This is a genomic window from Vibrio sp. Vb0667 (assembly GCF_033391095.1).
The window spans coordinates 1-24,269 of the sequence record NZ_JAWPOL010000044.1; the positions used below are offsets into that span (position 1 = coordinate 1).

The following is a 24,269-nucleotide window of genomic DNA, read 5'->3' on the forward strand; positions in this document are numbered from 1 at the left end:
TGAATTCGCTGTCCACGCATCAATATTGAACGAAATGTTGATCTTCGAGTTTGGCATATTGGGTTAAATTGTTTATTTTACAGCTCGATACAAATTGGGGTTGACCCAAATTCACAATAAAAAGGAAATTATCATGTCGCGTTTTAAGCTGTATGTCTCATTATTATTAACTTTGCTTCTTGTTGGTTGTGGACGAGTACAACCTGTAATGAATGTGGAGGATACTCCAGTTGCTTATGATCTTCAAAATAAACAAGTAAAAATGGCCATAGTGCAATCAGCAACTAACCGAGGCTGGACGATCGAAGAAGTAAGCCCTGGTGTTCTTATTGCAAAAATCCACGTTCGTAAACACTCTGCAGAAGTAAAAATCCCATACAATAATAAATATTACTCAATTATTTATCTCAACTCAGTAAATCTCAAAGCAAGTGATGGCAAAATCCACCGCAATTACAATCGTTGGGTAAACAACTTGAATGTTGATATTCAGCGAGCTATTGCATTGTTGGGCAATCAATCTCAACAATAAAACTATTAATTGCAGTTAGGTTTTTCCGTGTTAAATCAAAATAATGACCCTTTTAATGCTTTTGAAGCGAAGACAGAAGCTCAGAAGTTATCTTTTGCACCAATCGTGTTCCAGACCGCCAAAACGCTTCGAGATTTAGGTATTTTAGCCGCTTTAGACAGCGCTGGCGCACAAGGCATGAGTGCCACAGATATTGCCGAGAAAACGGGAGTATCAGAATATGGTGTTAAAGTACTGTTGGATATGGCGATTAGTGCGCATATTGTTTTATGGGAACGACCTAACTATTCGCTTGCAAACCTTGGTTTTTACCTTCTTCATGATGGTATGACGAATGCAAACATGGATTTTACGGCAGATGTTTGTTACGCCGCGATGATGCATTTGACGGAAGCAATTCAAGAAGGTAAACCGTCAGGTTTGAAAGAGTTGGGCAATTGGGAGACCATTTATCAAGGTCTATCGACGTTACCAGAACAAGCCAAACAGAGCTGGTTTAAGTTCGATCATTTCTATTCGGATCGCTCGTTCCCACTTCTGCTTAAAGAGGTATTTGCAAGGAAGCCAAAGCATCTTGTGGATATTGGCGGAAATACGGGAAAATGGGCGATTCAGTGTTGTAAACATGACCCTGACGTTCAAGTGACGATTGTTGATTTACCGCAGCAATTAGAAGTAGCGATGAAGAATGTTTCAGAAAACCAGTTCGTCGAGCGTGTACGTCCATACCCTGCAAACATGCTTGATAAAGCACAAACATTGCCTGAGCATGCTGACGTATGGTGGATGAGCCAGTTCTTGGATTGCTTTTCCCCAATTGAGATCCTCAATATCCTTAAAAAAGTTAAAGCCCAGTTAACGAAGGGAGATACTATTTACGTATTGGAGCTGTTTTGGGATGCTCAAAAATACGCGGGAGCTTCCTATAGCCTTAATGCCACTTCTCTTTATTTTACCTGTTTAGCTAACGGTAATAGTCGCTTTTATCGCAGTGATGATTTCTTAGAAATTGTCGAAGCGGCAGGTTTATCTGTCGTTGAAAGAACCGACAATATTGGCCTTGGTCATACCTTATTAAAACTACAAGCAAACTAAATTCAGAATGAAAACAGAGCTCAAGCAAGTTGTTGTCGTAGGAGCGGGGCCATCAGGTTCAACCGTTTCTGCCTTATTAAAATCGCGTGGCATAGATGTTGTTGTCTTAGAAAAAGCGACTTTTCCACGTTTTTCCATAGGAGAAAGCCTACTCCCTGCATGTATGGAAGTTGTTGAACAAGCAGGAATGATTCATGCAGTAAAGCAGTTTGGTTTCCAGTATAAAGATGGTGCTGCATTTCGTCGTAATGGCGTATACACCCAGTTCGACTTTACAAACAAATACACACCAGGACCGGGCACGACGTTTCAGGTTCAACGTGCCAACTTTGATAAAGTATTGGCAGATAGCGCTGAAGAGCAAGGCGTAGAGATTCGTTATCAGCATGAGCTGCTCAACCTAGTGTTTGAAGGGAAAAAGTCTCGATTAGAAGTGCTCGACTCAAATAAGAAGGCTTATCAAATCGAAGCAGATTTTGTGCTGGATGCAAGTGGCTTTGGGCGTGTTTTGCCACGCTTGTTGGAGCTAGAAGAACCTTCTTGTCTTCCGCCTAGAAAAGCGATCTTTACCCATATCGAAGATCATATCTCTCCCCAAGAGCCGGAATACGATCGCAACAAAATTTTAATTTCAGTTCATCCTGAAAATCACGACGTATGGTACTGGCTAATCCCATTCTCTAATGGTACCTGTTCGTTTGGTGTGGTGGGTGAGCCAGAATTTTTCGAACAATACCCAGAAGATAAGATTGCAGCGTTGCAGCAGTTAGCCAATGAAGAGCCGGGTTTGGCTGCTTTATTGCGAAACGCGAATTACCCGAATCCAGCAGGCGAGTTGGGTGGCTATTCTGCTAACGTCAAACGTTTAGCGACAGAGCACTACGCGTTGCTTGGTAATGCTGGTGAGTTTCTTGATCCTGTATTTTCATCGGGTGTCACTATCGCCATGAAATCGGCAGAGTTTGCAGCGGACTGCGTGGTTCGTCAGCTGAATGGTGAAAAGGTTGATTGGCAAGAAGAGTACTCGCAACGCTTAATGGTGGGAGTGAACACATTCCGCACTTATGTGGAAGGCTGGTACAACGGCACGTTGCAAGATGTGATTTTCTATCAAAACCCGAACCCACGTATTAAACAGATGATTAGTGCGATTTTGGCTGGATATGCTTGGGATACGAATAATCCTTACGTAAAACAAAGTGAGCAGCGTTTGTCGACGCTTGCAGAACTGGTTCGGGAAGCTGAACTGTAAGAATATACATTCGCTTATCCGAGAATCAGTAAGCCCAGGTCTTACCAAAAAATTGGTAAGACCTTTTTAATGCCTCTTTACTTTTACTTCTAGCGTGTTGGAGACACATTGACCACTTACATCGGTGTGTATCGAATTTGAGAATTTTTATGGTGACATTGATCACATCTAGAATTCCTGTTACTGATATTTATATTAAATTTGTAGGAAATGGATTACATTCTGGGAGTGTTCCCTACATCCGGCTTCGTTGTGAAAACGGTTTATAAGCAACTGTATAAGTTAGTAAAGTTCCAAAAACTACATCAAAAAAAAGACAAGTTTCTTACCAAATCAATTCGCTTGGTGAGTTCGAGCCATCGACTACGCCAAACGCTTCCTCTACTTTCTAAAATTGTCGAAGAACATGACGCATCAACGGTCTCTTCGATTGCAGATCCCGAGAACGCGGTCGCGTGGGGAGGTAAAGTTTCTCCAGAGTTCAAATCTAAAGTCATTCGTATTAGTAAAGAGCTAAAGATCAATCCTAATCATCTTATGGCGTGCATGGCATTTGAAACTGCTGAAACTTTCAGTCCAAGCATCAAAAATGGTTCCGGAAGCGGGGCTACAGGGTTAATTCAATTTATGCCCTCTACCGCAGAGTCATTAGGAGTGAACACAAAGACTCTTGCGAGAATGAGCGCGCTTGAACAACTTGACTATGTGAAAGCGTACTATTGGCCCTATCGAAATAAAATTAATAGCTTAGAAGATGCTTACATGGCCATTCTCTACCCTGCTGCGATTGGTAAACCGCCGTCTTTCGTTTTGTTCAGACAAGGCTCAATTGCCTATCGACAGAATGCAGGTATCGACCGCCACAAAACGGGGAAAATCACGCTTAATGATGTTTCCTACAAAGTGAGGCAAAAATTAGAAAAAGGTTTGCAGCCCAATTTCATGGGCTAAGATTGTGTCATGTTCCTAGTTTTTCGCGCATGAATCCTTCTGTTACTTCACGGGGATTCTGATACACTACGCGCCCATTTCCTCTGTTGAGACCTTTCTATGCCATTTTCTAAGCTTGGTTTAAGCGCATCGATTGCTGATGCAGTAAAAGCGCTAGGTTATGAAAAACCCACTTCTATCCAACAAAAAGCCATTCCAATCGTATTGCGTGGCCGCAATTTAATTGCAGCAGCGCAAACGGGCACAGGTAAAACGGCCAGTTTTGTTCTGCCAATCTTAGAAAAGCTTAGTCGAGGCGAAACGCAACGTAAAAAACGCGCTCGTGCGATTATCCTAACGCCAACACGCGAACTTGCGCTTCAGGTTCATCAAAGTATTGAAGCTTATGGTAAAAACTTACCATTACGCTCAATGGCGATGTTTGGTGGTGTGGATTATGCACCACAAAAACAAGCCTTGATCGAGGGTGTCGATATTGTGGTAAGCACGCCTGGGCGCTTGATTGATCTGTACGGTCAACGCGCGATTCACTTTGATGAAGTGGAAATGCTAGTGCTTGATGAAGCCGACAAAATGTTGGATATGGGATTCATCGATGCGATCGACAAAATCGTCGACTGTATGCCAGAACATGTGCAAAGTTTGTTGTTCTCAGCGACGTTATCTAACCCTGTTCGTGACTTGGCCAAAAATGCGATTATTGATCCTGAAGAGATCACGATTGCAAAGCACAGTGCCTCAAAATCAAATATTAAACAGTGGATCACGACCGTCGATAAAGACATGAAGTCGTCGCTGTTAAGTCACTTGCTTAAAGAAAATGACTGGTCGCAAGTACTGGTATTTATTGAAACTAAACACGGCGCAGCCAAACTGGTAAGCCAACTTGAGAAACGTGGCATTGTGGCAGAAGCATTCCACAGTGGCCGTAATCAGCGTGTTCGCCAGGAATTAATAGAAAAGTTTAAAGCGGGTGAAATCCAGTACTTAGTCGCAACCGGCGTTGCTGCGCGCGGTATTGATATTGATAATCTGCCAGTTGTCATCAACTACGATTTACCTTACCCAGCGGATGAGTATGTACATCGTATTGGTCGTACAGGTCGTGCTGGCGCGAAAGGTGAGGCGATATCACTGGTTTCAAAAGACGACTTTAAGAACCTCTGCATGATTGAAAGTCGTTTAGGGCACTTGCTAGAGCGAGTGGAAATTGAAGGTTTTGCGCCAAGAAAGCCAGTACCAATTTCAATTTTAAATTACGTGCCTAAGAATAAACGTAAACCGCACGATAAGCGCGAATCAAAATAGCCAGTTTATCCCATGATCTAAAAGCCGCATTCTTGCGGCTTTTTGCGTTTTAAGGCATCCAATTATGTAGCCATCGCGACGGTTTCTATTCGGTAATGAGGAAAAAAGTTAATCAGTGTCATACGCTTAACACGTAAAGTGAATCAAGGTGCGTTAAGCTTTTGTCAATTATCTGTCCGCAGGTTTGCACAAGGTAAGGAATGGGCGCAAACTTTTTTGCTTGCTAATGAATGCATAAGATGGGGCACAAATGAAAACAGGTGATAAGCAATTCGCCGTTATTGGTCTTGGCCGATTTGGTTTGGCAGTGTGTAAAGAGTTACAAGATTCAGGCGCTCAAGTTTTAGCCGTTGACATCAACGAAGACAGAGTTAAAGAAGCCGCCAGTTTTGTTAGTCAGGCGGTTGTGGCTAACTGTACTCACGAAGAGACGGTTGCTGAGCTCAAACTTGATGATTACGACATGGTGATGATTGCCATCGGAGCAGATGTCAATGCCAGTATTCTTGCGACATTGATTGCTAAAGAGGCGGGAGTAAAGTCAGTATGGGTTAAAGCCAACGACCGCTTCCAAGCTCGTGTTCTGCAAAAAATTGGCGCAGACCACATTATCATGCCTGAGCGTGACATGGGGATACGTGTCGCGCGTAAAATGCTCGATAAACGGGTTCTTGAGTTCCACCCATTAGGCAGTGGCTTAGCTATGACGGAGTTTGTGATTGGCTCTCGTTGGATGGGTAAGACACTAAGTGATTTGGCTCTGTGCAAAGTCGATGGCGTGCAAGTGCTAGGGTTTAAACGGGGCCCAGAAATTACCAAGGCACCTGACCTTAATACCACACTAGAAATTGGTGACCTAATTATTGTGGTCGGCCCTCAAGATGCGCTCGCAAATAAATTAAAATCGCTATGACGTATTTTCATCAGAAAGGTGTTTTTTACGCACCAGATGGTAAACAAGAGAAAGCGAAAGGCAACGAACCGCGAATTATATTGCTCAGTTTTCTCGGTGTTTTACTGCCTTCTGCGGTATTGCTAACCTTGCCAGTTTTTTCTGTTACGGGCCTGTCGATAACGGATGCTTTGTTTACTGCAACGTCCGCTATTAGTGTGACAGGGCTTGGTGTTGTCGATACTGGGCAACACTTTACGCTTGCGGGTAAAATCTTGCTGATGTTTTTAATGCAAATCGGTGGGTTGGGGCAGATGACGTTGTCGGCAGTCTTACTCTATATGTTCGGCGTGCGTTTGAGTTTGCGTCAACAAGCGCTGGCGAAAGAAGCATTAGGGCAAGATCGGCAAGTCAATCTACACCGACTAGTAAAGCGGATTGTTGTTTTCGCGCTTGTTGCAGAAACGGTCGGGTTTATTTTTCTCTCTATCCGCTGGGTCCCTGAAATGGGCTGGCAGACTGGTATGTTTTACGCCTTGTTTCATGCAATTTCTGCATTTAACAACGCTGGGTTCGCGCTGTTTTCTGACAGTATGATGAGCTTTGTGAATGATCCGTTGGTTATCTTTACACTGGCGGGGCTATTCATTTTTGGCGGGCTTGGTTTTACTGTTGTGGGTGACATCTGGCTAAACTGGCGCAAAGGTTTCCACTTTTTGCATCTTCACACCAAAATCATGCTGATTGCGACACCGATATTGCTCTTAGTCGGAACGATGATGTTTTGGTTACTTGAGCGAAGCAACCCAAACACAATGGCGTCTTTACCTGCAACAGGGCAATGGTTGGCGGCATTCTTTCAATCTGCGAGTGCGCGAACGGCAGGGTTTAATAGTGTTGACTTGGCGTTGTTTACCCAGCCGGCCTTACTGGTCATGATTGTTCTGATGTTAATTGGAGCGGGTTCCACCTCAACGGGGGGCGGTATTAAAGTTTCCACATTTGCTGTTGCGTTTATGGCTACGTGGACCTTTTTACGCCAAAAGAAACATGTGGTTATGTTTAAGCGAACCATAAATTGGCAAACTGTGACTAAGTCATTGGCAATTATCGTTGTGAGCGGAGCTATCCTGACAAGCGCAATGTTTTTATTGATGCTTACCGAGAAGGCCAGCTTTGATAAGGTTATGTTTGAAACCATTTCCGCATTTGCCACAGTGGGGCTCACCGCCGGTTTGACTGCGGAACTTTCTGAACCTGGTAAATACATTATGATCGTGGTGATGATCATTGGTCGTATTGGGCCGCTCACGCTTGCCTACATGTTGGCACGTCCTGAACCTACCTTGGTCAAATACCCAGAAGACGCCGTTCTTACAGGTTAATATAGCGTTAAACAATGGCCGCGCGACCATTACGAGCATTGATTAATAGCAGTGCTCGTACATTTATAGAATATGTGGAATGTTGCCCAATTTTACCTACAAATTCGTAGAAGTTCATTTCTTCTTCCTTTCGTTTCGATACTATTCATTCACTCAATTTATATTCTCAGAAGCTACGCTCATAACAGCGTTTTGGAATCCGACGCTTTTGTAGTGTGACACCAAACTACGTCGTGTTATCTGAGCGAATTGATACCAGCCTTCGTCAATAGTCACTCAGTCTTACTCTATGCCCATAGGGTTACTTTGTGTTTGTTGTGCTTGGTATGAATGAACGAATCGAAAAGATGGAGTCGTACTTTGAAATTCAACACACTCGCCATGGCTATGTTAACTGCGCTTCTTGCAGGGAAGAGCATGGCAACTACTCCGCCATCACCGGTTTGGCATACTATTGCGTTGAGCGATGGTAGCTCCAGTGAGGCAATTCTACGTGGAACGGCAGATTTCCACTGGTTTGAAGATAAGCAGGGCAATGCCTTACTTCAGGAAGACGGCGTTTGGTTTTTCGCGCAGATTCAGCGCGAGTCAGACACGCCAATATTGATCTCGACAGGTGTGGTGAAAACGCAGTCGAGTGAGCCACCTGAGTCGGCGAGGTTTCGACCGGATTTACAAGTTAAACCGCAATTATCTTCTCTAAAAACCATTGAACCGATGGCACGAAAAAACCTACTGCGCTCGGCGCAAGGTTACCAGGCGATGAGCAGTTCAACGGTGAAGCAGCAGCCCCTATTGGTTGTGCAAGTTTCGTTTGATGACCAAGCAATGGTGCATGATTTTGAGCAACGCGTATTTAATACCAATGGTCAAAGCGTTGTGGATTACTTTGATAAAAACTCTCAAGGTAAATTCAAAGTTGTTCCTGCACTTGAGAGTTACGGCACCGCCAATGACGGTGTGATAGATGTGACTGTGGCACAAAGCCACCCTAACTGTCACTCTAGTTCGACTGATAAGACATGCACCGCCAAGTTGAATGCGGTTTTCACCGAGGCTTATCAAAAACTGGATCCATACTTTAATCTTTCGGCCTACGACAGCAATCAAAATGGTACCGTAGAACCGTCAGAACTCTCTGTCATGTTTATTTTTGCGGGGGGAGATCGTTCAACAGGGGTTCTCAACCGTCCTGCGATTTGGCCGCACAAATTCTCTCACGATGATGTCACACTAGATGGTAAAAAGATCACAGACTATTGTGTGTTCGCTGACTATCAAGTTGATCATCAAGCGACGTTGGGCGTGATCGTACACGAGCTTGGCCACTTAATGCTTGGCTTACCGGATTTGTACGCAAGGAACAGTGATGCCTCGATCGGCTCTTGGGGCGTGATGGGTGGCGGTTCATGGGCGCAGAAACCGGGAGATTCATACGCTGGTGACACTCCGGTGAACATGAGTGCATGGAGCAAACACGCTGCTGGTTTTGTTGTACCAACGGTAACTCATGAAAGTCCAGCGCCTATTTCTGTGAACAACGACGATGTCAAGCTGGTGTATCTCGACTCGTACTTGAAAGAGTTTGGTCCACGTGTTTACTTGGAAAATCGCACCTTTAGCGGTTACGACCGAGCATTGGCGGCTGAAGGTATCCTGGCGACGTCGGTCAATGTCCAGAACCGCTTTAATGATGTTGGCGCGATGCAGGTTCAAATCATGCAGGCTGATGGTCTGAATGAGTTAGAAAATGATGGTAGGAGTGACGCTGACGATTTGTACCCTAATGGTGGCGATGTCATTTCAGATACATCGACCCCGGGTCTGAGAGCGATCACAGGGTTTGATACTGGGGTTCGTATTTCCAACATTGCCAGCAACACCAACGGCGGTAGCTTTTCTCTTGAGCATACAAACGAACCAAATAAATCAGCATGGCTGAACTCTCTTCATCAAGGTTATGTGTACGCGAGTGGGAGTAACACTCTGGCGGTGTCACTGGACTTGAATAGTGATACAGAGCTTGATGGCCTTCAACTTTATGCGCAAAGAGATAGCGCTCAAAGTGACATGACTTATCGAGTTTGGCGATTCCCATTTTCTGGAAACATTGGCTATCGATTAATATTGAATCAAAACAACGCTGAGCTTTTACAACAAGGTAACTTCCAAAAGTCATCTCGAATTTTATTCCCCCAATCAAGCCAATTGAGTGCGGGTCAGCACTTATTGGTCGTTGAATTGGAAGGCGGTCAATTTGATGCAAACTTTGACTTCGGCCGCTTGCTAAAAACTGAAAAAGCCTCCCTACCTGTAATGTGGACTGGTGATTACAGTGAGATTGGCACGTTTGGTCTAGAAAAAGCCGGGTTCTCTTATATTCCGTTTGCAGCATTATTAAATGTGGATGCGAGCAACTTGGTTGAAGCGAAATCTGATTCGTTACAAACCAATAAAAATACGCCAATCAAACTGAACCTGATGGACAATGATTTCATGGCGGTAGGGTATCAGTTCAATGTGGACATTGTGCAGAAGCCTGAGCACGGCACCATCTCTGGCAACCAGTACCAACCTGAAGCTAACTTCGTTGGTCTGGACACTTTCCAATATCGTTTGTTGTCGGTTGATGGTGCGTACTCATCTTCAATCGTGAATGTGCAGGTGGAAGTGCTTGGCAGCAACGAAGCGCCAGTGGCCGTGATTGATGTTGATAATAAAGACATGACGGTTGGGCAGCGAGTCACGTTGTCTGCGTTAAATAGTACGGATGCTGATGGTGATGTGTTGAGTTATAAATGGGAGCAGTTGGCTGGCACTTCAGTTTCTCTTGGCAATGCAACCAGTGTTAGCACAAGCTTTACGGTGCCTCAAGGTGCAAAAGCGGGTGAGGTTCTGACATTCCGTTTAACCGTGACTGATCCTAGTAATGAAACGTCCAGTGCTACCGTCGATTTAACCATGAAAAACGCAGCGCCACTTACGCTTCCAGATACGGCGACCGTTGCCGTTGGTGAAAGTATTCTGATTGATGCAGCGAGCAATGATTCGGATGTGAACGGCGATAAACTGGTTGTAGAAAGCGTACAGAACGTAACGGGTGTGGGAAGTGCGAGTGTAGAGAATGGTAAAATCCGTTTTCAAGCACCGGATAGCCCTACTGACGGCATCAAGCTGCAATATACGGTTTCAGATGGTCATGGTGCCACTGCTACGGGGGAAGTTATCGTGACGGTTGTTGCTTCTTTGAAGACAACGACATTCAAGAACTCTGAAGGTAGCGGCAGTGTTTCTTATTGGGCTTTGATGTTGCTTGCAACATTAGGCTGGCGACGTCGGGTCTAAAACGGTATTGAATTGCGGTATAAGCCACTCACATTGAGTGGCTTATTTTTTATCTGATCTATTTTGGTTTCGTTCTCATTGTCTTATGAGATGTGTTTCTCATTATTTTTAAAGCGATTTTTCTACTCTGCGGTTACCCTAGGGGCCGATTTTTATGAACTAAGGATGTTATATGTCTACCGAGGGCTTTTCTGTTTCGGAAATATGCCGAGAAGCGGCAGTGATGGTCAGAAGGAATCTACTCGCAATTGTTATTGCTTGTATTCCGTTGATTATCGTGCACTCAATTTTTGCTTTTATGTATCCTAAAATGACGGGGCAAGATCAAGCGAACGTTCAAGAAGGCAATGTCGCAGGGTTTTATTTCGTCACAATTATTTTGTACCCACTTGTTGCCGCTATGGCGGCTGTGCGTGTGCATCGAATTTATTTAGTCGGTGATTACATGCACTCGGCGTTGGATGTATTTCGTTTGTCAGCTCGAGAATTCCGTTTCATAGGCTGGTGGATACTGTTTGGACTGATGATGATGCTCGTTATTGGTATCCCGATCTTTGTGTTGTCGTTTATCTACATTGCAGAAAGTGGTGAAGCCGACTTTGTTGCTATGGCTATTATCACAACGATTGCAAGCATTCCTGGCTATTGGGTAATGGCGCGATGGTCATTTGTGTTGCCAGCGACTGCAATGGATCATCAGCCGCGCAGTTTGCGTCGTTCGTGGAACCAGAGCAGACCATACAACAAACAAGTATTCATTTTGATGGGACTAATTCCATTGGGCGCGGGCTTGCTCAGTCAGCTGATCTTTAGCCACTTTACGAATCTCTTTATGTTGAGCCTCGTCGGTGTGGCCTATGGTATTTTTGGCGCGTACCAGCTGGCATTGTTATCGTTGAGCTATAAAACGGTAGTGGATATCGAACGCGCTCGTTTTGATACGACATCACAGCCACCAAAAACGGGTGAAGAATTTTCCGCTTAACCCTTTGATCGTTTTTACATGCTACCTCCGTTTAGGAGAAGGTCTGCGGCAGGTTGATACCTTCCTGCCGCCTTCGCGTTATTCACGCAAAATACCCATGCCCATTTCATGGCTGAATGACAGGGACATTCACACGTATACTCACAACAGTACTTCTTTTTATTAAGGAACCCTACATGTCCATTTGGCAACGGGTCAATTTCACCCATCGCTTTAGTCAATTACCGTCAGCGTTCTATACGTTGGTCGAGCCACAACCCTTGGACAACACTCGCTGGGTCGCTTGGAATGGTGAGTTTGCACAGCAGTTTGGTTTACCAGCAGAGCAAAACGATGAGTTATTGGCGGTTTTTTCTGGGCTAAGTGAATTCGAACAATTTCGTCCTCTTGCGATGAAATATGCAGGCCATCAGTTTGGCGTTTACAACCCAGATTTGGGCGATGGACGTGGATTACTGTTGGCAGAAATTGAGCATCAGGATGGTACTTGGTTTGATCTTCACCTCAAAGGTGCAGGGCTAACGCCTTACTCGCGAATGGGAGATGGGCGAGCGGTATTACGCTCGACTATCCGTGAGTACCTGTGCAGTGAAGCCATGGCAGGCCTTGGGGTTCCCACGACACGTGCTCTCGGTATGATGGTCAGTGATACACCTGTTTATCGAGAAAAAACGGAATCGGGCGCTTTGTTACTTCGAATGGCTGAAACCCATGTTCGATTCGGTCACTTTGAGCATTTCTTTTACACCAACCAGTTAGCAGAGCAGAAGCTGTTGGCGGATAAGGTGATTGAGTGGCACTTTGCTGATTGTGCATCGGCGGAGAAACCATATGCCGCGATGTTTGACGCCATCGTGACTAAAACAGCCGAGATGATCGCATATTGGCAAGCTTTTGGTTTTGCGCATGGTGTGATGAATACCGATAACATGTCAATTCTTGGGCAAACTTTTGATTATGGTCCGTTTGGCTTTCTTGATGATTATGAGCCGGGATACATTTGTAATCATTCAGACTACCAGGGTCGTTACGCATTTGATCAACAGCCTAGAATTGCGCTTTGGAACCTGTCAGCACTGGCGCATGCGCTATCGCCACTCGTTGAACGAGAAGATTTAGAATCGTCGTTGAGTCAATTTGAAGTTCATTTAAGCCAGCAGTTCAGCCGCCTCATGCGTGAGAAGTTGGGCTTAAAAACCAAGATAGCGGAAGACGGGCGTTTGTTTGAAGCTATGTTTGAGCTTCTTCACCAGAACAAAACGGACTACACTCGCTTCTTCAGAACACTTTCAAACCTTGATAATGCGCCTTCCCAAGCCGTAATCGATTTATTTCTCGACCGAGAAGCTGCGCGAGCTTGGCTTGAACTGTACTTAGCTCGGTGTGAGCTAGAGGTTGATGAACTAGGGGGCCTGATTTCAACCGAACAGCGTTGCAAACAGATGCGTCAAGCCAATCCCAAATACATCTTGCGTAACTACTTGGCTCAGTTGGCGATTGATAAAGCGGAAGAAGGGGACTTTAGCGAATTACACCGATTGGCCGAACTGTTAAAACGCCCATTTGATGAGCAAACCGAGTTTGATGATTATGCGAAATTGCCGCCGGAATGGGGGAAGAAAATGGAGATAAGCTGTTCTTCATAAATGGGTCATTTCCCACCCATTTGTATCTTTTTCTTGGGTGGAATTCACTCGTTACACTTCGGATTCATGTTAATGGGCTATGTTAATTTATTGAAATACATGTAAATTTTAACATGGTCCATTAATTGCTCCTTGTTGAACATCCGTACCCATCGCCTAACACCTAGTTACTCATGGACGGGATGGGATGTGATTCAACAAGGAGAATAATAATGTTTAAGCCTCTAACTCTACTATCTGTCTCTGCACTTGCTGTTACCAGTTTTAATGCTGCCGCAAATTGTGACCCGGGTGAAACGGTCATCAAGTTTAGCCATGTAACGAACGCGGACAAACACCCTAAAGGCATCGCGGCTTCGTTACTTGAAAAGCGCGTCAACGAAGAGATGAACGGTAAAGTCTGTATGCAGGTGTTTCCTAACTCAACACTGTATGATGATGACAAAGTGTTGGAAGCGCTACTGAATGGTGATGTTCAACTCGCTGCTCCTTCTCTTTCTAAGTTTGAGAAATTCACCAAGAAGTACCGCCTTTTCGATCTTCCTTTCTTGTTCGATGATGTCGACGCGGTTGACCGTTTCCAAAACTCGGAAGCGGGTGAAAAGCTGAAAAATTCAATGAAACGTCGTGGCCTACAAGGCATTGCGTTTTGGCATAACGGCATGAAGCAAATGTCAGCCAACAAGCCGCTCATTTCTCCAACTGATGCTGAAGGACTTAAGTTCCGTGTTCAAGCGTCTGATGTACTCGTTGCTCAGTTTGAGCAGCTAGGTGCTAACCCACAAAAAATGTCGTTCAAAGAAGTTTACGGCGGCTTGCAAACTAAGGTTATTGATGGTCAAGAAAATACTTGGTCAAACATTTACGGCAAAAAATTCTTCGAAGTTCAAGATGGCATTACGGAAACGAACCACGGAATTCTGGATTACTTAGTTGTGACGTCAAACGACTTCTGGAAAAACTTACCAGATGATCAGCGCGAGCAGTTAAACACCATTATTCAAGAGGTAACTGCGCAGCGTAATGCTGAGTCAACCAAAGTAAACCTTGCGAATAAGAACAATATCATCGAAGCAGGTGGTGTGGTTCGTACTCTAACGCCAGAACAGCGCCAAGAATGGGTCACTGCACTTCAACCAGTATGGAAGAAGTTCGAAAAAGACATTGGTTCTGACCTAATCGAAGCCGCTTTGGCGTCTAACCAAAAATAATAACACCTAGCACATTTAGCCCTCTCAAACTGAGGGGGCTCTTTCCCCCTACAGACGACGTGATGTAATTATGGAACAGACTTTTTTTGCCAAGGCTGGACGAATCACCGATGCCATTGAAGAGACTTTGATTGCTTTCTTCTTGGGTGCCATGACCTTGCTGACCTTTGCCAATGTCATCTTTCGTTATGTCTTTAACGACAATATTCTTTGGGCGCTTGAGCTCACCGTTTTCATGTTCGCATGGATGGTGTTGGTTGGCGCATCTTATGGTGTGAAAAAACACTTTCATATTGGTGTCGATGTCATTATTAACATCGTTCCGGAAGGTAAACGAAAAGCCCTGGCGCTTTTTGCTGCAATGTGTTGCTTAGCCTTCTCTATTTTGCTGTTAATTGGCGCTTGGAACTACTGGTATCCGTTCGCTACTGACCGAGCGTGGTATGAAACGGACGATATTCCGATGCCTGAAATACTCCAGTTCATGGCCGACTGGTTAAATGAGGGAGAGCGTTATGAAAAGCTGCCACGTTTTATTCCTTACTTCGCTTTGCCACTTGGAATGGCGCTACTAACGTTTAGATTTGTTCAAGTCACGTGGCAAATCGCTACTGGTAAGCTCGATCGCTTGATTGCAGGACATGAAGCGGAGGAAGAGCTCGAATCTCTTAAAGCTGAGATGAGTGACGCTGAAGACGTAATGGCTCCAAAGGCCTCGCAAGACGCTAAAAACAAGGAGCAATAAGCCATGGATATCTTATTTCTATTTTTGATGGTAATTGGCTTTATGCTGGTTGGCGTGCCAATTGCTATTTCGCTGGGTCTTTCCAGTGTTCTTTTCCTTTTAATGCATTCGGATGCCTCTTTAGCGTCAGTTGCTCAAACGCTGTTTAATGCATTCGCGGGCCACTACACGCTATTGGCTATTCCATTCTTTATATTGGCTTCAAGCTTTATGTCGACGGGTGGCGTAGCAAAGCGGATAATTCGTTTTGCCATTGCCATTGTAGGCTGGTTCCGCGGCGGTTTGGCGATGGCTTCGGTTGTAGCGTGTATGATGTTTGCCGCGTTGTCAGGTTCCTCACCTGCAACGGTTGTTGCCATAGGTAGTATTGTTATCGCAGGTATGATCAAAAACGGTTACTCAAAAGAGTTTGCCTCTGGGGTAATTTGTAACGCAGGTACGCTAGGGATTTTGATCCCACCTTCGATTGTGATGGTGGTGTATGCAGCCGCAACGGATGTGTCAGTTGGACGTATGTTCCTTGGTGGTGTGATTCCCGGTTTGCTGGCGGGTGTCATGTTGATGATCGCGATTTACATTGCCGCGAGAATCAAGAACCTTCCAAAGCAACCTTTTGTCGGTTGGAAAGAAACTTTTGATGCCGCCAAGGATGCAAGCTGGGGCTTGTTGTTGGTCGTCATCATTCTTGGTGGTATCTATGGCGGTATCTTTACGCCGACAGAAGCCGCTGCGGTTGCTGCTGTGTACTCATTCTTTATTGCTAACTTTGTATACAAAGACATGGGGCCATTTGCAGACAAGAAAAACACTAAACCTGCGCTCGTTAAAATCTTCCAAACCTTTGTTCATAAAGACACGAAACACACCCTGTATGAAGCGGGCAAACTCACCATCATGCTGCTGTTCATCATTGCTAATGCCTTAATTTTGAAGCATGTTTTAACGGAAGAACGCATCCCGCAAATGATCACCGAGTCGATGCTCTCGGCTGGTCTCGGACCAATCACTTTTTTGATTGTGGTGAACGTCTTGTTGCTGATTGGTGGTCAGTTCATGGAGCCATCAGGCTTGTTGATCATTGTTGCGCCGCTCGTGTTCCCAATTGCGATTGCATTAGGTATAGACCCAATTCATTTGGGCATAATGATGGTGGTGAATATGGAGATAGGAATGATAACGCCGCCCGTGGGTCTTAACTTATTTGTGACCGCTGGTGTTGCCAAAATGTCGATGATGAACGTAGTGAAGGCAGCATTACCCTGGGTTGGAGTGATGTTCTTGTTCCTAATTATCGTCACATATGTACCATGGGTTTCGACTTGGTTGCCTACTACCTTGATGGGGCCGGAGATCATTACCAAGTAATGGAAGCCAGAAAGTAGAAAGAGGTGTGAGAATTCACACCTCTTCGTCTATTGACTTGTAACAAGTTTTGCGCGGGTCTGAATTAATTCGACGTTCATAGTGTCGCCACCTCTTTTTATTTTTACGACGCTCTTCACCGAATCTTCTCTCTTCTTGATAGCAACCGTCTACGAGCACGGTATCTGTAACAATCGGTATTCTCACTTTTTCGTTCATATCTATAACAACCATGATAAACCCGTTGTTAAAAATTATGATTCAAGTTGAATATAATGCCAGCTATTTGAACGTGTTTTATTTGTAAAGGTCTTTATTTATTTGGTAGCGCTGCATCTTGTCGTAAAGGGTTTTTCTTGGCACATTCAATTGGCACATTGTCTGTTTAATACTACCGTTGTTTTCTAATAAAGCGCCTTCAATGGCTGCTCTCTCAAACTCCGCCACTTGCTCTGCAAGGCTTGAGGAAGACTTAGCGACTGGGTTTGATTCTCCCAACTGAATTAACTTACCCAATAGCACAAAACGCTCTGCAGCATTTCTGAGTTCTCGAACATTGCCAGGCCAGTCATGGCTCATCAGTTGCGCTAGATCTTGGGGTGACAAGCTAGGAGAGCTTTTGCCATAACGTGAAGCTGCTACCAACAGAAAGTGGTGAAAGAGGGCTGGAATGTCTTCTTTTCGTTCGCGTAGTGGCGGGAGATCCAAGGTCACGACATTGAGCCGATAATAGAGATCCTGACGGAAAGTACCTTCTTCAGCTGCGTGTTTTAAATCGACCTTTGTTGCTGCAATCACTCGAATATCTAAAGGCAATAATTCATTTGAACCGACACGCTCAATCACGCGCTCTTGTAATACCCTCAATAAACGAATTTGGGCTTGGATAGGCATCGACTCGATCTCATCCAAGAAAAGTGTGCCGCCTTGTGCAAACTCAAATTTACCGATACGACGGCTTTCGGCGCCAGTGAATGCGCCTTTTTCATGGCCGTAGAGTTCACTCTCAATTAAGTTCTCTGGAACCGCTCCACAATTTACGGCGACAAAGTTTTGGTTCCGGCGAGAGCTTTGCTCATGTAAAGAACGAGCGATTAACTCTTTCCCTGTACCGGTTTCACCAAACAATAAAATATCGGCGTCGGTATCGGCGATTTGGGTGATGGTCTCTCGTAATATTTGGATGCTAGAGGTTTCACCAATAACTCGTGGACCAAGGGTTTTACTGGCTTTAAGTGACAGGCGCAGTTTTTCATTTTCATTGGTTAGTTTGCGCTTCTCAATCGCCCGCTTAACCGTTTCAACCAAATGCTCTGGCGCAAAAGGTTTCTCAATAAAGTCGTAAGCGCCTTGATGAAGGGCTTGCACTGCCATGGAAATATCACCGTGTCCAGTGATCATGATGACGGGTAAGTTTGCATCGCGTTGAGTCAAAGTTGTTAGCATATCCATACCAGAAATGCCCGGCAAACAGATATCAGTGACCACGACGCCAGCTTCTTCTCCTTGCTGCATCGCTATTAAAGCCGATTCTGCATCCACAAAAAACTTGGCGTCGATATCCGCCAGTTCAAAGGTCTGTTCTATAGCGATTCTGAGATCGGCCTCATCATCAATAAAAAACACCTGACACATGATCTTATCCTTTTGATGGTTCAGTGTTGTAAGAAGTGATAGGTAAACACAATGAGAATCGAGCGCCGCCTTGTTCTCGATTATGGGCACATAATTTTCCATTCATACTGGCTAAGATTTGTTGCGAGATAGAGAGACCCAAACCTAAACCGTTCAGTTTAGTAGTTAGAAACGGTTCACATAAATCAGAAAGTGAGAAAGAGCCAAGCCCTGGGCCATTATCATCAACATGAATCCAAACCAAATCAGTGTGCTCATCGTGTTCTACAGATAATTCTACCTGTTTGTCTTGTTGTTCTTTGAGTGCTTCTATCGCATTAGTCAGTAAATTGACCAACACTTGCTCCAGTTGAATAATATTGATCTGCACTTCAACATCATGCTTTGGCAAATTTGTTTCTAACGTGACGCGCCCTGATTTAAATGCGGGCTTCATCAGTTCTTTTACAGAGGCAATCACAGGGAACAATCGAGATTGAGCCAACTCGTCACCACTGGTTTTTTTGGCGAAAGAGCGAAGTTGCTGACTGATATTTGCCATACGGTCAGTGAGAGCAGAAATGCGAGTGAGATTATCTTCCACTCGCTCATATTTTTCTTTTTTTAGAAACAGCTTGCCGTTCTCCGCAAAGCTACGAATTGCCGCAAGTGGATTATTCAGTTCATGGCTGATACTGGCTGACATTTGTCCTAACACCGCGAGTTTCGCTGCTTGCACCAATTCATCTTGAGTAACGCGTAAAGTTTGCTCGGTATCGATACGCTGTGCGATCTCAGCTTGCAACTCGGCAGTCCGTGCCATGACTTGATATTCCAACTTTTGATTGGCTTCTTGTTGAATTCGTTCAATTTGCAAGTGACGCTGTTGACGGTGATAGATAAGCTGACCAATTAAAAACAAAACCATGAATGCTAGAGTGAGTACAAAGATGTAACCCATGGTGAACCAAACGATCGACTGTTTAGGAGACAGCACACGAATTGTCAGTTTGAGTTCGGGAAGGGGCAGCGAAGAGACCACCAAGGTTCCTTTATTGTATGGGTAACCCTGTTTAAGCTCAGAATGCACCTCGTCCAAACTACCTACTAATCCAAGCGTTTCAATTGGCGCATCAAGATATTGTTGGCTTGCCCAAACTTGCTTTTTCTCTTTTTTTGTCAGTGGTTGTAAGCTTTTGAGTAGCCATTCACTTCGGCTACTCATGAAAACAATTCCGTATGGGTCGCTGGCGACAAAAACACTGTTAGGTTGCTGCCAGTTGTCCTCTATCTTACTTAGGTCCATCTTCACCACGACGACACCAAGTACACCGCCAGCGTATACGATGGGATAAGAATAGTAGTAGCCACGTTTACCAGATGTTGAGCCCAGTGCGTAGTATTGGCTTCGTTTACCTACAATGGCTTGTTTGAAATAAGGTCGAAATGCAAAATTTCGACCGATAAAGGAGCGCTCTTTACGCCAGTTGCTGGCCGCGATCGTTGTACCCCATTGATCGATTAAGTACGTATCCGCTGCTTCAATCACGCCATTAACGGATTCTAAATACCGATTAGTGATTTCCAGTTGCGCACTGTTGTTGGGGTGCAGAAGCGCTTGATAAAGAGGATCATCTTTAGCGAGAAGATTTGGGATATGGGCGTACTTATCGAGTTTATTTTTTATATGGCCAGAAAACTGCTCCAGCTGTGATTGGTGTTTATCAAGTAGAGATTGATAACTGGTCTGCCAAACCCAATGGCCACCGATAATTGCGGACAGGAAATAGAAAGCAAAAAATGTCAGCAGAATCCGTTTTTTTTGCGACATCCTTACACTCCTTACAACTTCCTTTGGTCACGTAAGAAAATGTTAATAGTTTGTAGGAAGGATTAGGGATTTAGTTTTCAACTCTGTGGAGTAAAACAAGAGCAAGATCTCTTTTTAGGCTTTTCGATAAAAAAACCGGTCGATTCTCTTGAAAAAGTCGCTATTGTCCCCATTCTAGATATGCTGCCGATGCTTAGACGGTGTCTGAATCGCATTTTTGAAGAAAAAATGGGTCAGCATTCGAGAATTTAGCGCAGACAATGTCCACATAGTGGCTATTGGCTCGACAGGGTTGCGACAGATCGCTAGAATGTCGCGTCTAAAAATTCTGTCCTGAGGCTAATAGGAGATACCTTTGGTTATTTTATCGAAGATATCACTGATTAGTCCGGTACTGACAACCAGTATCGATACTCGATTTTAAATTAGGTGTTCGGACAGAACACTACACAAGGATGAAGCGTAAGCTCCTCTGAGTTTCGCTCATACGCTCGGAAAACCGAGCCACTTTAGAGGTTTATATATAATGCAAGTTACTGTTGAAACGCTAGAGGGCCTAGAGCGCCGTCTAAACATTACTGTTCCAGCTGCAAACATCGAAGACGCTGTAACAGCTGAACTACGCAACATCGCTAAAAACCGTCGTTTCGATGGTTTCCGTAAGGGTAAAGTGCCTCTAAAAATGGTTGCTAAGATGTACGGCAAAGCAGTACGTCAAGACGTTCTTGGTGAAGTAATGCAACGCCACTTCATCGAAGCTATCGTTAAAGAGAAAATCAACCCAGCTGGCGCTCCAACTTTCGCTCCTGTAGAGAACAAAGAAGGTTCAGACCTAGTTTTCACTGCAACTTTTGAAGTTTACCCAGAAGTTGAGCTTAAAGGCCTAGAGAGCATCACTGTTGAAAAACCACTAACAGAAGTTAAAGATGCAGACGTAGAAGAGATGATCGATACTCTACGTAAGCAACAAGCAACTTGGGTTGAAGTTGAAGAAGCAGCAGAAGATGGCAAACGCGTAAGCATCGACTTCGTTGGTTCTATCGACGGTGAAGAGTTCGAAGGCGGTAAAGCTGAGAACTTCCCTCTAGAAATGGGTGCTGGTCGCATGATCCCTGGTTTCGAAGACGGTATCGCAGGTAAAACTGCTGGTATGGAATTCGACATCGACGTGACTTTCCCAGAAGATTACCACGCTGAAAACCTAAAAGGTAAAGCAGCTAAGTTCGCAATCAAAGTGAACAAAGTTGAAGCTCGTGAACTTCCAGAACTAAACGACGAGTTCGTTGCTAAGTTCGGTGTTGTTGAAGGTGGTGTTGAAGCACTTAAAGCTGAAGTTCGCAAGAACATGGAACGCGAACTTAAGCAAGCTGTTAAGAACCGCATCAAAGAGCAAGCGATTGACGGTCTAGTTGAGCAAAACGACATCAACGTACCATCAGCGCTTATCGAGCAAGAAATCCAAGTTCTACGTCAACAAGCTGCACAACGCTTCGGTGGTAACCCAGAAGCTGCTGCTCAGCTTCCACGTGAACTGTTCGAAGAACAAGCTAAACGTCGCGTAGTTGTTGGTCTTCTACTAGGTGAAGTAATCAAATCTGAAGAGCTAAAAGCGGACGACGAGAAAGTTAAAGCTCTAATCGAAGAAATGGCTACTGCATACGAAGATCCATCAGAAGTTATTGCTTACTACGAGCAAAACGAAGAAATGATGAACAACATGCGCAACGTAGCTCTAGAAGAGCAAGCAATCGACGCGATCATCGCTAAAGCACAGGTTTCTGAGAAAGAAGTAGGCTTCAACGAGCTACTTAACCAACAACAACCTGCTGCTTAATAAGCAATATCTTGCGTAGAAGGTTGACTTAACGTTAACTATTCTGCTAACAATGGTCCGTATGATAGTCATCATCCGGGCCATTTATTTTAGGGACATAAGAATATGAGCTACCAAGAAAAAAATGCAATGTCGCCAATTATGGACGCGCTAGTACCAATGGTGGTTGAACAAACTTCCCGAGGCGAACGCTCTTACGACATCTACTCACGTCTGCTTAAAGAGCGCGTGATTTTTTTAACGGGTCAAGTGGAAGACCACATGGCAAACCTTGTCGTGGCTCAGCTACTTTTCCTAGAATCTGAAAATCCAGATAAAGATATTTTCTTATACATCAACTCTCCAGGCGGCAGCGTAACAGCAGGTATGTCTATTTACGATACCATGCAGTTCATTAAGCCAAATGTGAGCACAGTATGTATGGGTCAAGCATGTTCAATGGGTGCCTTCCTGCTTGCAGGTGGTGCGCCAGGTAAGCGTTATGTACTGCCTAACTCACGTGTAATGATCCACCAACCATTGGGTGGTTTCCAGGGTCAAGCTTCTGATATCCAAATCCATGCTCAGGAAATCCTGACGATTAAACAGAAGCTAAACAAGTTGTTAGCAGAACATACAGGCCAACCTCTTGAAGTCATTGAGCGCGATACTGATCGTGATAACTTCATGTCATCAGAGCAGGCTGTGGAATACGGTATCGTGGATGCAGTGTTAAGCCACCGTGGCGAGTAATTTGCCAGCGCATTTTGGCAAAAATTGATATACACTCATTCATGAAGAGTAAAGGCTAAGAGGTTAGCGAATGACAGATAAAAGCAAAGAAAGTGGCAGCGGTAAATTGCTGTACTGTTCTTTCTGCGGCAAAAGTCAGCACGAAGTTCGCAAGCTAATCGCAGGTCCGTCAGTGTACATTTGCGACGAGTGTGTCGACTTATGTAACGATATTATTCGCGAAGAAATCAAGGATGTTCTCCCTAAGAAAGAATCTGAAGCGTTACCAACGCCAAAACAGATCCGTGAACACCTTGATGACTATGTGATCGGGCAAGATTACGCGAAAAAAGTGCTCGCAGTTGCGGTATATAACCACTACAAGCGTTTACGCAATGGTGATACAACGAGCGAAGGTGTGGAGCTTGGTAAGAGTAACATCCTTCTAATTGGTCCTACAGGTAGCGGTAAAACACTACTTGCGGAGACATTAGCTCGATTCTTGGATGTGCCATTTACAATGGCAGACGCGACGACACTAACCGAAGCCGGTTACGTAGGTGAAGACGTTGAAAACATCATCCAAAAGCTTCTGCAAAAATGTGATTACGATGTAGCTAAAGCGGAACGCGGCATCGTTTACATTGATGAAATTGATAAGATTTCACGCAAAGCTGAAAACCCATCTATTACGCGTGACGTATCTGGTGAAGGTGTTCAGCAGGCGCTACTAAAACTTATCGAAGGTACGGTTGCATCGGTTCCACCTCAAGGTGGTCGTAAGCATCCTCAGCAAGAATTCCTACAAGTGGACACATCTAAGATCCTGTTCATTTGTGGTGGTGCTTTTGCTGGCTTAGACAAGGTGATTGAGCAGCGTGTTGCAACAGGTACAGGTATTGGCTTTGGTGCTGAAGTTCGTTCGAAGAATGAATCGAAGACGGTAGGTGAGCTATTTACTCAAGTTGAACCTGAAGACTTAGTGAAGTACGGCCTCATTCCAGAATTCATTGGTCGTCTACCTGTAACAACAACACTGACTGAGCTTGATGAAGAAGCGTTGATTCAGATCCTATGTGAACCGAAGAACGCACTGACCAAGCAATATGCAGCATTGTTTGAGCTAGAAAACGCCGAACTTGAATTCCGTGAAGATGCGCTGCGCGCTATCGCGAAAAAAGCAATGGAGCGTAAAACAGGTGCTCGTGGCTTACGCTCGATTCTTGAAGGCGTGCTACTTGAAACCATGTACGAATTACCATCTGCAACAGACGTTAGTAAAGTCGTGATTGATGAGTCCGTCATTAATGGCGAGTCAGAGCCACTGCTTATTTACAGTAACGCAGACAATCAGGCAGCTGGAGCAGAGTAAATTCAGCCATAATGAAAAAGGAGGTAAGTAATTACCTCCTTTTTTTATTTCTCTTATTGAATCCAAACAATTAGCCCCCATATACTGCCTTAAGTAATACGTTAAACGTGAAAGCGGAAGAGAGAATTATATGAACTTGGAACGTTCCGAGCGTATCGAGATCCCGGTACTACCTCTACGTGACGTAGTGGTCTACCC

Annotated in this window: 19 protein-coding genes and 1 pseudogene; 17 read left to right on the plus strand and 3 right to left on the minus strand. The window is 44.6% G+C overall.

Going from position 1 to position 24,269, the window contains the following annotated elements:
- Positions 1-133 precede the first annotated feature (133 nt).
- The 13 genes from R8269_RS21965 to R8269_RS22025 all read left to right on the plus strand — a co-directional run bounded on the left by R8269_RS21965 (position 134) and on the right by R8269_RS22025 (position 16,712).
- On the plus strand, positions 134-532 hold the full coding sequence (locus R8269_RS21965; protein ID WP_005382272.1) for a hypothetical protein: 399 nt from the start codon (positions 134-136) through the stop codon (positions 530-532).
- 27 nt (positions 533-559) lie between these two features.
- Positions 560-1,627, plus strand: coding sequence for a class I SAM-dependent methyltransferase (locus R8269_RS21970; RefSeq protein ID WP_017634791.1), 1,068 nt, complete (start codon positions 560-562; stop codon positions 1,625-1,627).
- A 7-nt stretch (positions 1,628-1,634) separates the two neighbouring features.
- Entirely contained in the window at positions 1,635-2,879 is a 1,245-nt protein-coding gene (locus R8269_RS21975) for an NAD(P)/FAD-dependent oxidoreductase (RefSeq protein ID WP_215810597.1), read from the plus strand.
- 210 nt (positions 2,880-3,089) lie between these two features.
- The gene (locus R8269_RS21980; protein WP_080276914.1) at positions 3,090-3,830 is read left to right on the plus strand and encodes a transglycosylase SLT domain-containing protein; all 741 of its coding nucleotides are present in this window, start codon (positions 3,090-3,092) and stop codon (positions 3,828-3,830) included.
- A 99-nt stretch (positions 3,831-3,929) separates the two neighbouring features.
- Complete coding sequence (locus R8269_RS21985) at positions 3,930-5,138, plus strand: DEAD/DEAH box helicase (RefSeq protein WP_005382264.1); 1,209 nt, start codon at positions 3,930-3,932, stop codon at positions 5,136-5,138.
- A gap of 250 nt (positions 5,139-5,388) precedes the next feature.
- Positions 5,389-6,051, plus strand: a complete 663-nt coding sequence (locus tag R8269_RS21990) for a potassium channel family protein (protein ID WP_005388291.1) — start codon at positions 5,389-5,391, stop codon at positions 6,049-6,051.
- Positions 6,048-7,415, plus strand: a complete 1,368-nt coding sequence (locus R8269_RS21995; protein WP_149191952.1) for a TrkH family potassium uptake protein — start codon at positions 6,048-6,050, stop codon at positions 7,413-7,415. The genes R8269_RS21990 and R8269_RS21995 overlap by 4 nt, the downstream gene beginning before the upstream one ends.
- 360 nt (positions 7,416-7,775) lie before the next feature.
- Positions 7,776-10,760 carry a M6 family metalloprotease domain-containing protein gene (locus R8269_RS22000; RefSeq protein ID WP_215810598.1) on the plus strand — a complete coding sequence of 995 codons (2,985 nt, stop codon included), beginning with the start codon at positions 7,776-7,778 and terminating at the stop codon, positions 10,758-10,760.
- 172 nt (positions 10,761-10,932) lie between these two features.
- Positions 10,933-11,745 (plus strand): sugar transporter, encoded by an 813-nt coding sequence (locus R8269_RS22005; RefSeq protein ID WP_215810599.1) that lies wholly within the window; start codon positions 10,933-10,935, stop codon positions 11,743-11,745.
- A gap of 176 nt (positions 11,746-11,921) precedes the next feature.
- Positions 11,922-13,391, plus strand: a complete 1,470-nt coding sequence (locus R8269_RS22010) for a protein adenylyltransferase SelO (protein ID WP_149191950.1) — start codon at positions 11,922-11,924, stop codon at positions 13,389-13,391.
- Between the two features lie 212 nt (positions 13,392-13,603).
- Entirely contained in the window at positions 13,604-14,602 is a 999-nt protein-coding gene (locus tag R8269_RS22015; RefSeq protein WP_017634784.1) for a TRAP transporter substrate-binding protein, read from the plus strand.
- Positions 14,603-14,672: 70 nt separating this feature from the next.
- Complete coding sequence (locus R8269_RS22020) at positions 14,673-15,347, plus strand: TRAP transporter small permease (RefSeq protein ID WP_005384308.1); 675 nt, start codon at positions 14,673-14,675, stop codon at positions 15,345-15,347.
- 3 nt (positions 15,348-15,350) lie between these two features.
- Complete coding sequence (locus tag R8269_RS22025; protein WP_005382255.1) at positions 15,351-16,712, plus strand: TRAP transporter large permease; 1,362 nt, start codon at positions 15,351-15,353, stop codon at positions 16,710-16,712.
- 33 nt (positions 16,713-16,745) lie between these two features.
- Here the strand turns inward: R8269_RS22025 and R8269_RS22030 are convergent, their stop codons facing one another.
- The 3 genes from R8269_RS22030 to R8269_RS22040 form a co-directional block, all read right to left on the minus strand.
- Positions 16,746-16,928 carry a hypothetical protein gene (locus R8269_RS22030; RefSeq protein ID WP_021034161.1) on the minus strand — a complete coding sequence of 61 codons (183 nt, stop codon included), beginning with the start codon at positions 16,926-16,928 and terminating at the stop codon, positions 16,746-16,748.
- Between the two features lie 78 nt (positions 16,929-17,006).
- Positions 17,007-18,344 (minus strand): sigma-54-dependent transcriptional regulator, encoded by a 1,338-nt coding sequence (locus R8269_RS22035; RefSeq protein ID WP_005382254.1) that lies wholly within the window; start codon positions 18,342-18,344, stop codon positions 17,007-17,009.
- A 4-nt stretch (positions 18,345-18,348) separates the two neighbouring features.
- Positions 18,349-20,154, minus strand: coding sequence for a sensor histidine kinase (locus R8269_RS22040; RefSeq protein ID WP_053303267.1), 1,806 nt, complete (start codon positions 20,152-20,154; stop codon positions 18,349-18,351).
- A 526-nt stretch (positions 20,155-20,680) separates the two neighbouring features.
- On the opposite strand from R8269_RS22040, the gene tig reads away from it, so the two are divergent.
- From tig to R8269_RS26705, 4 genes and pseudogenes are all read left to right on the plus strand, one after another.
- Positions 20,681-21,988, plus strand: a complete 1,308-nt coding sequence (gene tig, locus R8269_RS22045) for a trigger factor (RefSeq protein WP_005382251.1) — start codon at positions 20,681-20,683, stop codon at positions 21,986-21,988.
- A gap of 105 nt (positions 21,989-22,093) precedes the next feature.
- The gene (gene clpP / locus R8269_RS22050) at positions 22,094-22,720 is read left to right on the plus strand and encodes an ATP-dependent Clp endopeptidase proteolytic subunit ClpP (protein WP_005382347.1); all 627 of its coding nucleotides are present in this window, start codon (positions 22,094-22,096) and stop codon (positions 22,718-22,720) included.
- Positions 22,721-22,790: 70 nt separating this feature from the next.
- Positions 22,791-24,071, plus strand: a complete 1,281-nt coding sequence (clpX, locus tag R8269_RS22055; protein ID WP_005382345.1) for an ATP-dependent protease ATP-binding subunit ClpX — start codon at positions 22,791-22,793, stop codon at positions 24,069-24,071.
- A gap of 130 nt (positions 24,072-24,201) precedes the next feature.
- Positions 24,202-24,269, plus strand: a pseudogene (locus R8269_RS26705) (ATP-dependent protease La); the annotation flags it as partial.

Excerpts from the sequence above, each read along its gene's own strand:
- R8269_RS21965 (WP_005382272.1), top strand. The coding sequence starts at position 134 with ATGTCGCGTTTTAAGCTGTATGTCTCATTATTATTAACTTTGCTTCTT.
- R8269_RS21975 (WP_215810597.1), top strand. The coding sequence starts at position 1,635 with ATGAAAACAGAGCTCAAGCAAGTTGTTGTCGTAGGAGCGGGGCCATCA.
- R8269_RS21980 (WP_080276914.1), top strand. The coding sequence starts at position 3,090 with ATGGATTACATTCTGGGAGTGTTCCCTACATCCGGCTTCGTTGTGAAA.
- R8269_RS21985 (WP_005382264.1), top strand. The coding sequence starts at position 3,930 with ATGCCATTTTCTAAGCTTGGTTTAAGCGCATCGATTGCTGATGCAGTA.
- R8269_RS21990 (WP_005388291.1), top strand. The coding sequence starts at position 5,389 with ATGAAAACAGGTGATAAGCAATTCGCCGTTATTGGTCTTGGCCGATTT.
- R8269_RS21995 (WP_149191952.1), top strand. The coding sequence starts at position 6,048 with ATGACGTATTTTCATCAGAAAGGTGTTTTTTACGCACCAGATGGTAAA.
- R8269_RS22005 (WP_215810599.1), top strand. The coding sequence starts at position 10,933 with ATGTCTACCGAGGGCTTTTCTGTTTCGGAAATATGCCGAGAAGCGGCA.
- R8269_RS22010 (WP_149191950.1), top strand. The coding sequence starts at position 11,922 with ATGTCCATTTGGCAACGGGTCAATTTCACCCATCGCTTTAGTCAATTA.
- R8269_RS22015 (WP_017634784.1), top strand. The coding sequence starts at position 13,604 with ATGTTTAAGCCTCTAACTCTACTATCTGTCTCTGCACTTGCTGTTACC.
- R8269_RS22020 (WP_005384308.1), top strand. The coding sequence starts at position 14,673 with ATGGAACAGACTTTTTTTGCCAAGGCTGGACGAATCACCGATGCCATT.
- R8269_RS22025 (WP_005382255.1), top strand. The coding sequence starts at position 15,351 with ATGGATATCTTATTTCTATTTTTGATGGTAATTGGCTTTATGCTGGTT.
- R8269_RS22030 (WP_021034161.1), bottom strand. The coding sequence starts at position 16,928 with ATGAACGAAAAAGTGAGAATACCGATTGTTACAGATACCGTGCTCGTA.
- R8269_RS22035 (WP_005382254.1), bottom strand. The coding sequence starts at position 18,344 with ATGTGTCAGGTGTTTTTTATTGATGATGAGGCCGATCTCAGAATCGCT.
- R8269_RS22040 (WP_053303267.1), bottom strand. The coding sequence starts at position 20,154 with ATGTCGCAAAAAAAACGGATTCTGCTGACATTTTTTGCTTTCTATTTC.
- tig (WP_005382251.1), top strand. The coding sequence starts at position 20,681 with ATGCAAGTTACTGTTGAAACGCTAGAGGGCCTAGAGCGCCGTCTAAAC.
- clpP (WP_005382347.1), top strand. The coding sequence starts at position 22,094 with ATGAGCTACCAAGAAAAAAATGCAATGTCGCCAATTATGGACGCGCTA.
- clpX (WP_005382345.1), top strand. The coding sequence starts at position 22,791 with ATGACAGATAAAAGCAAAGAAAGTGGCAGCGGTAAATTGCTGTACTGT.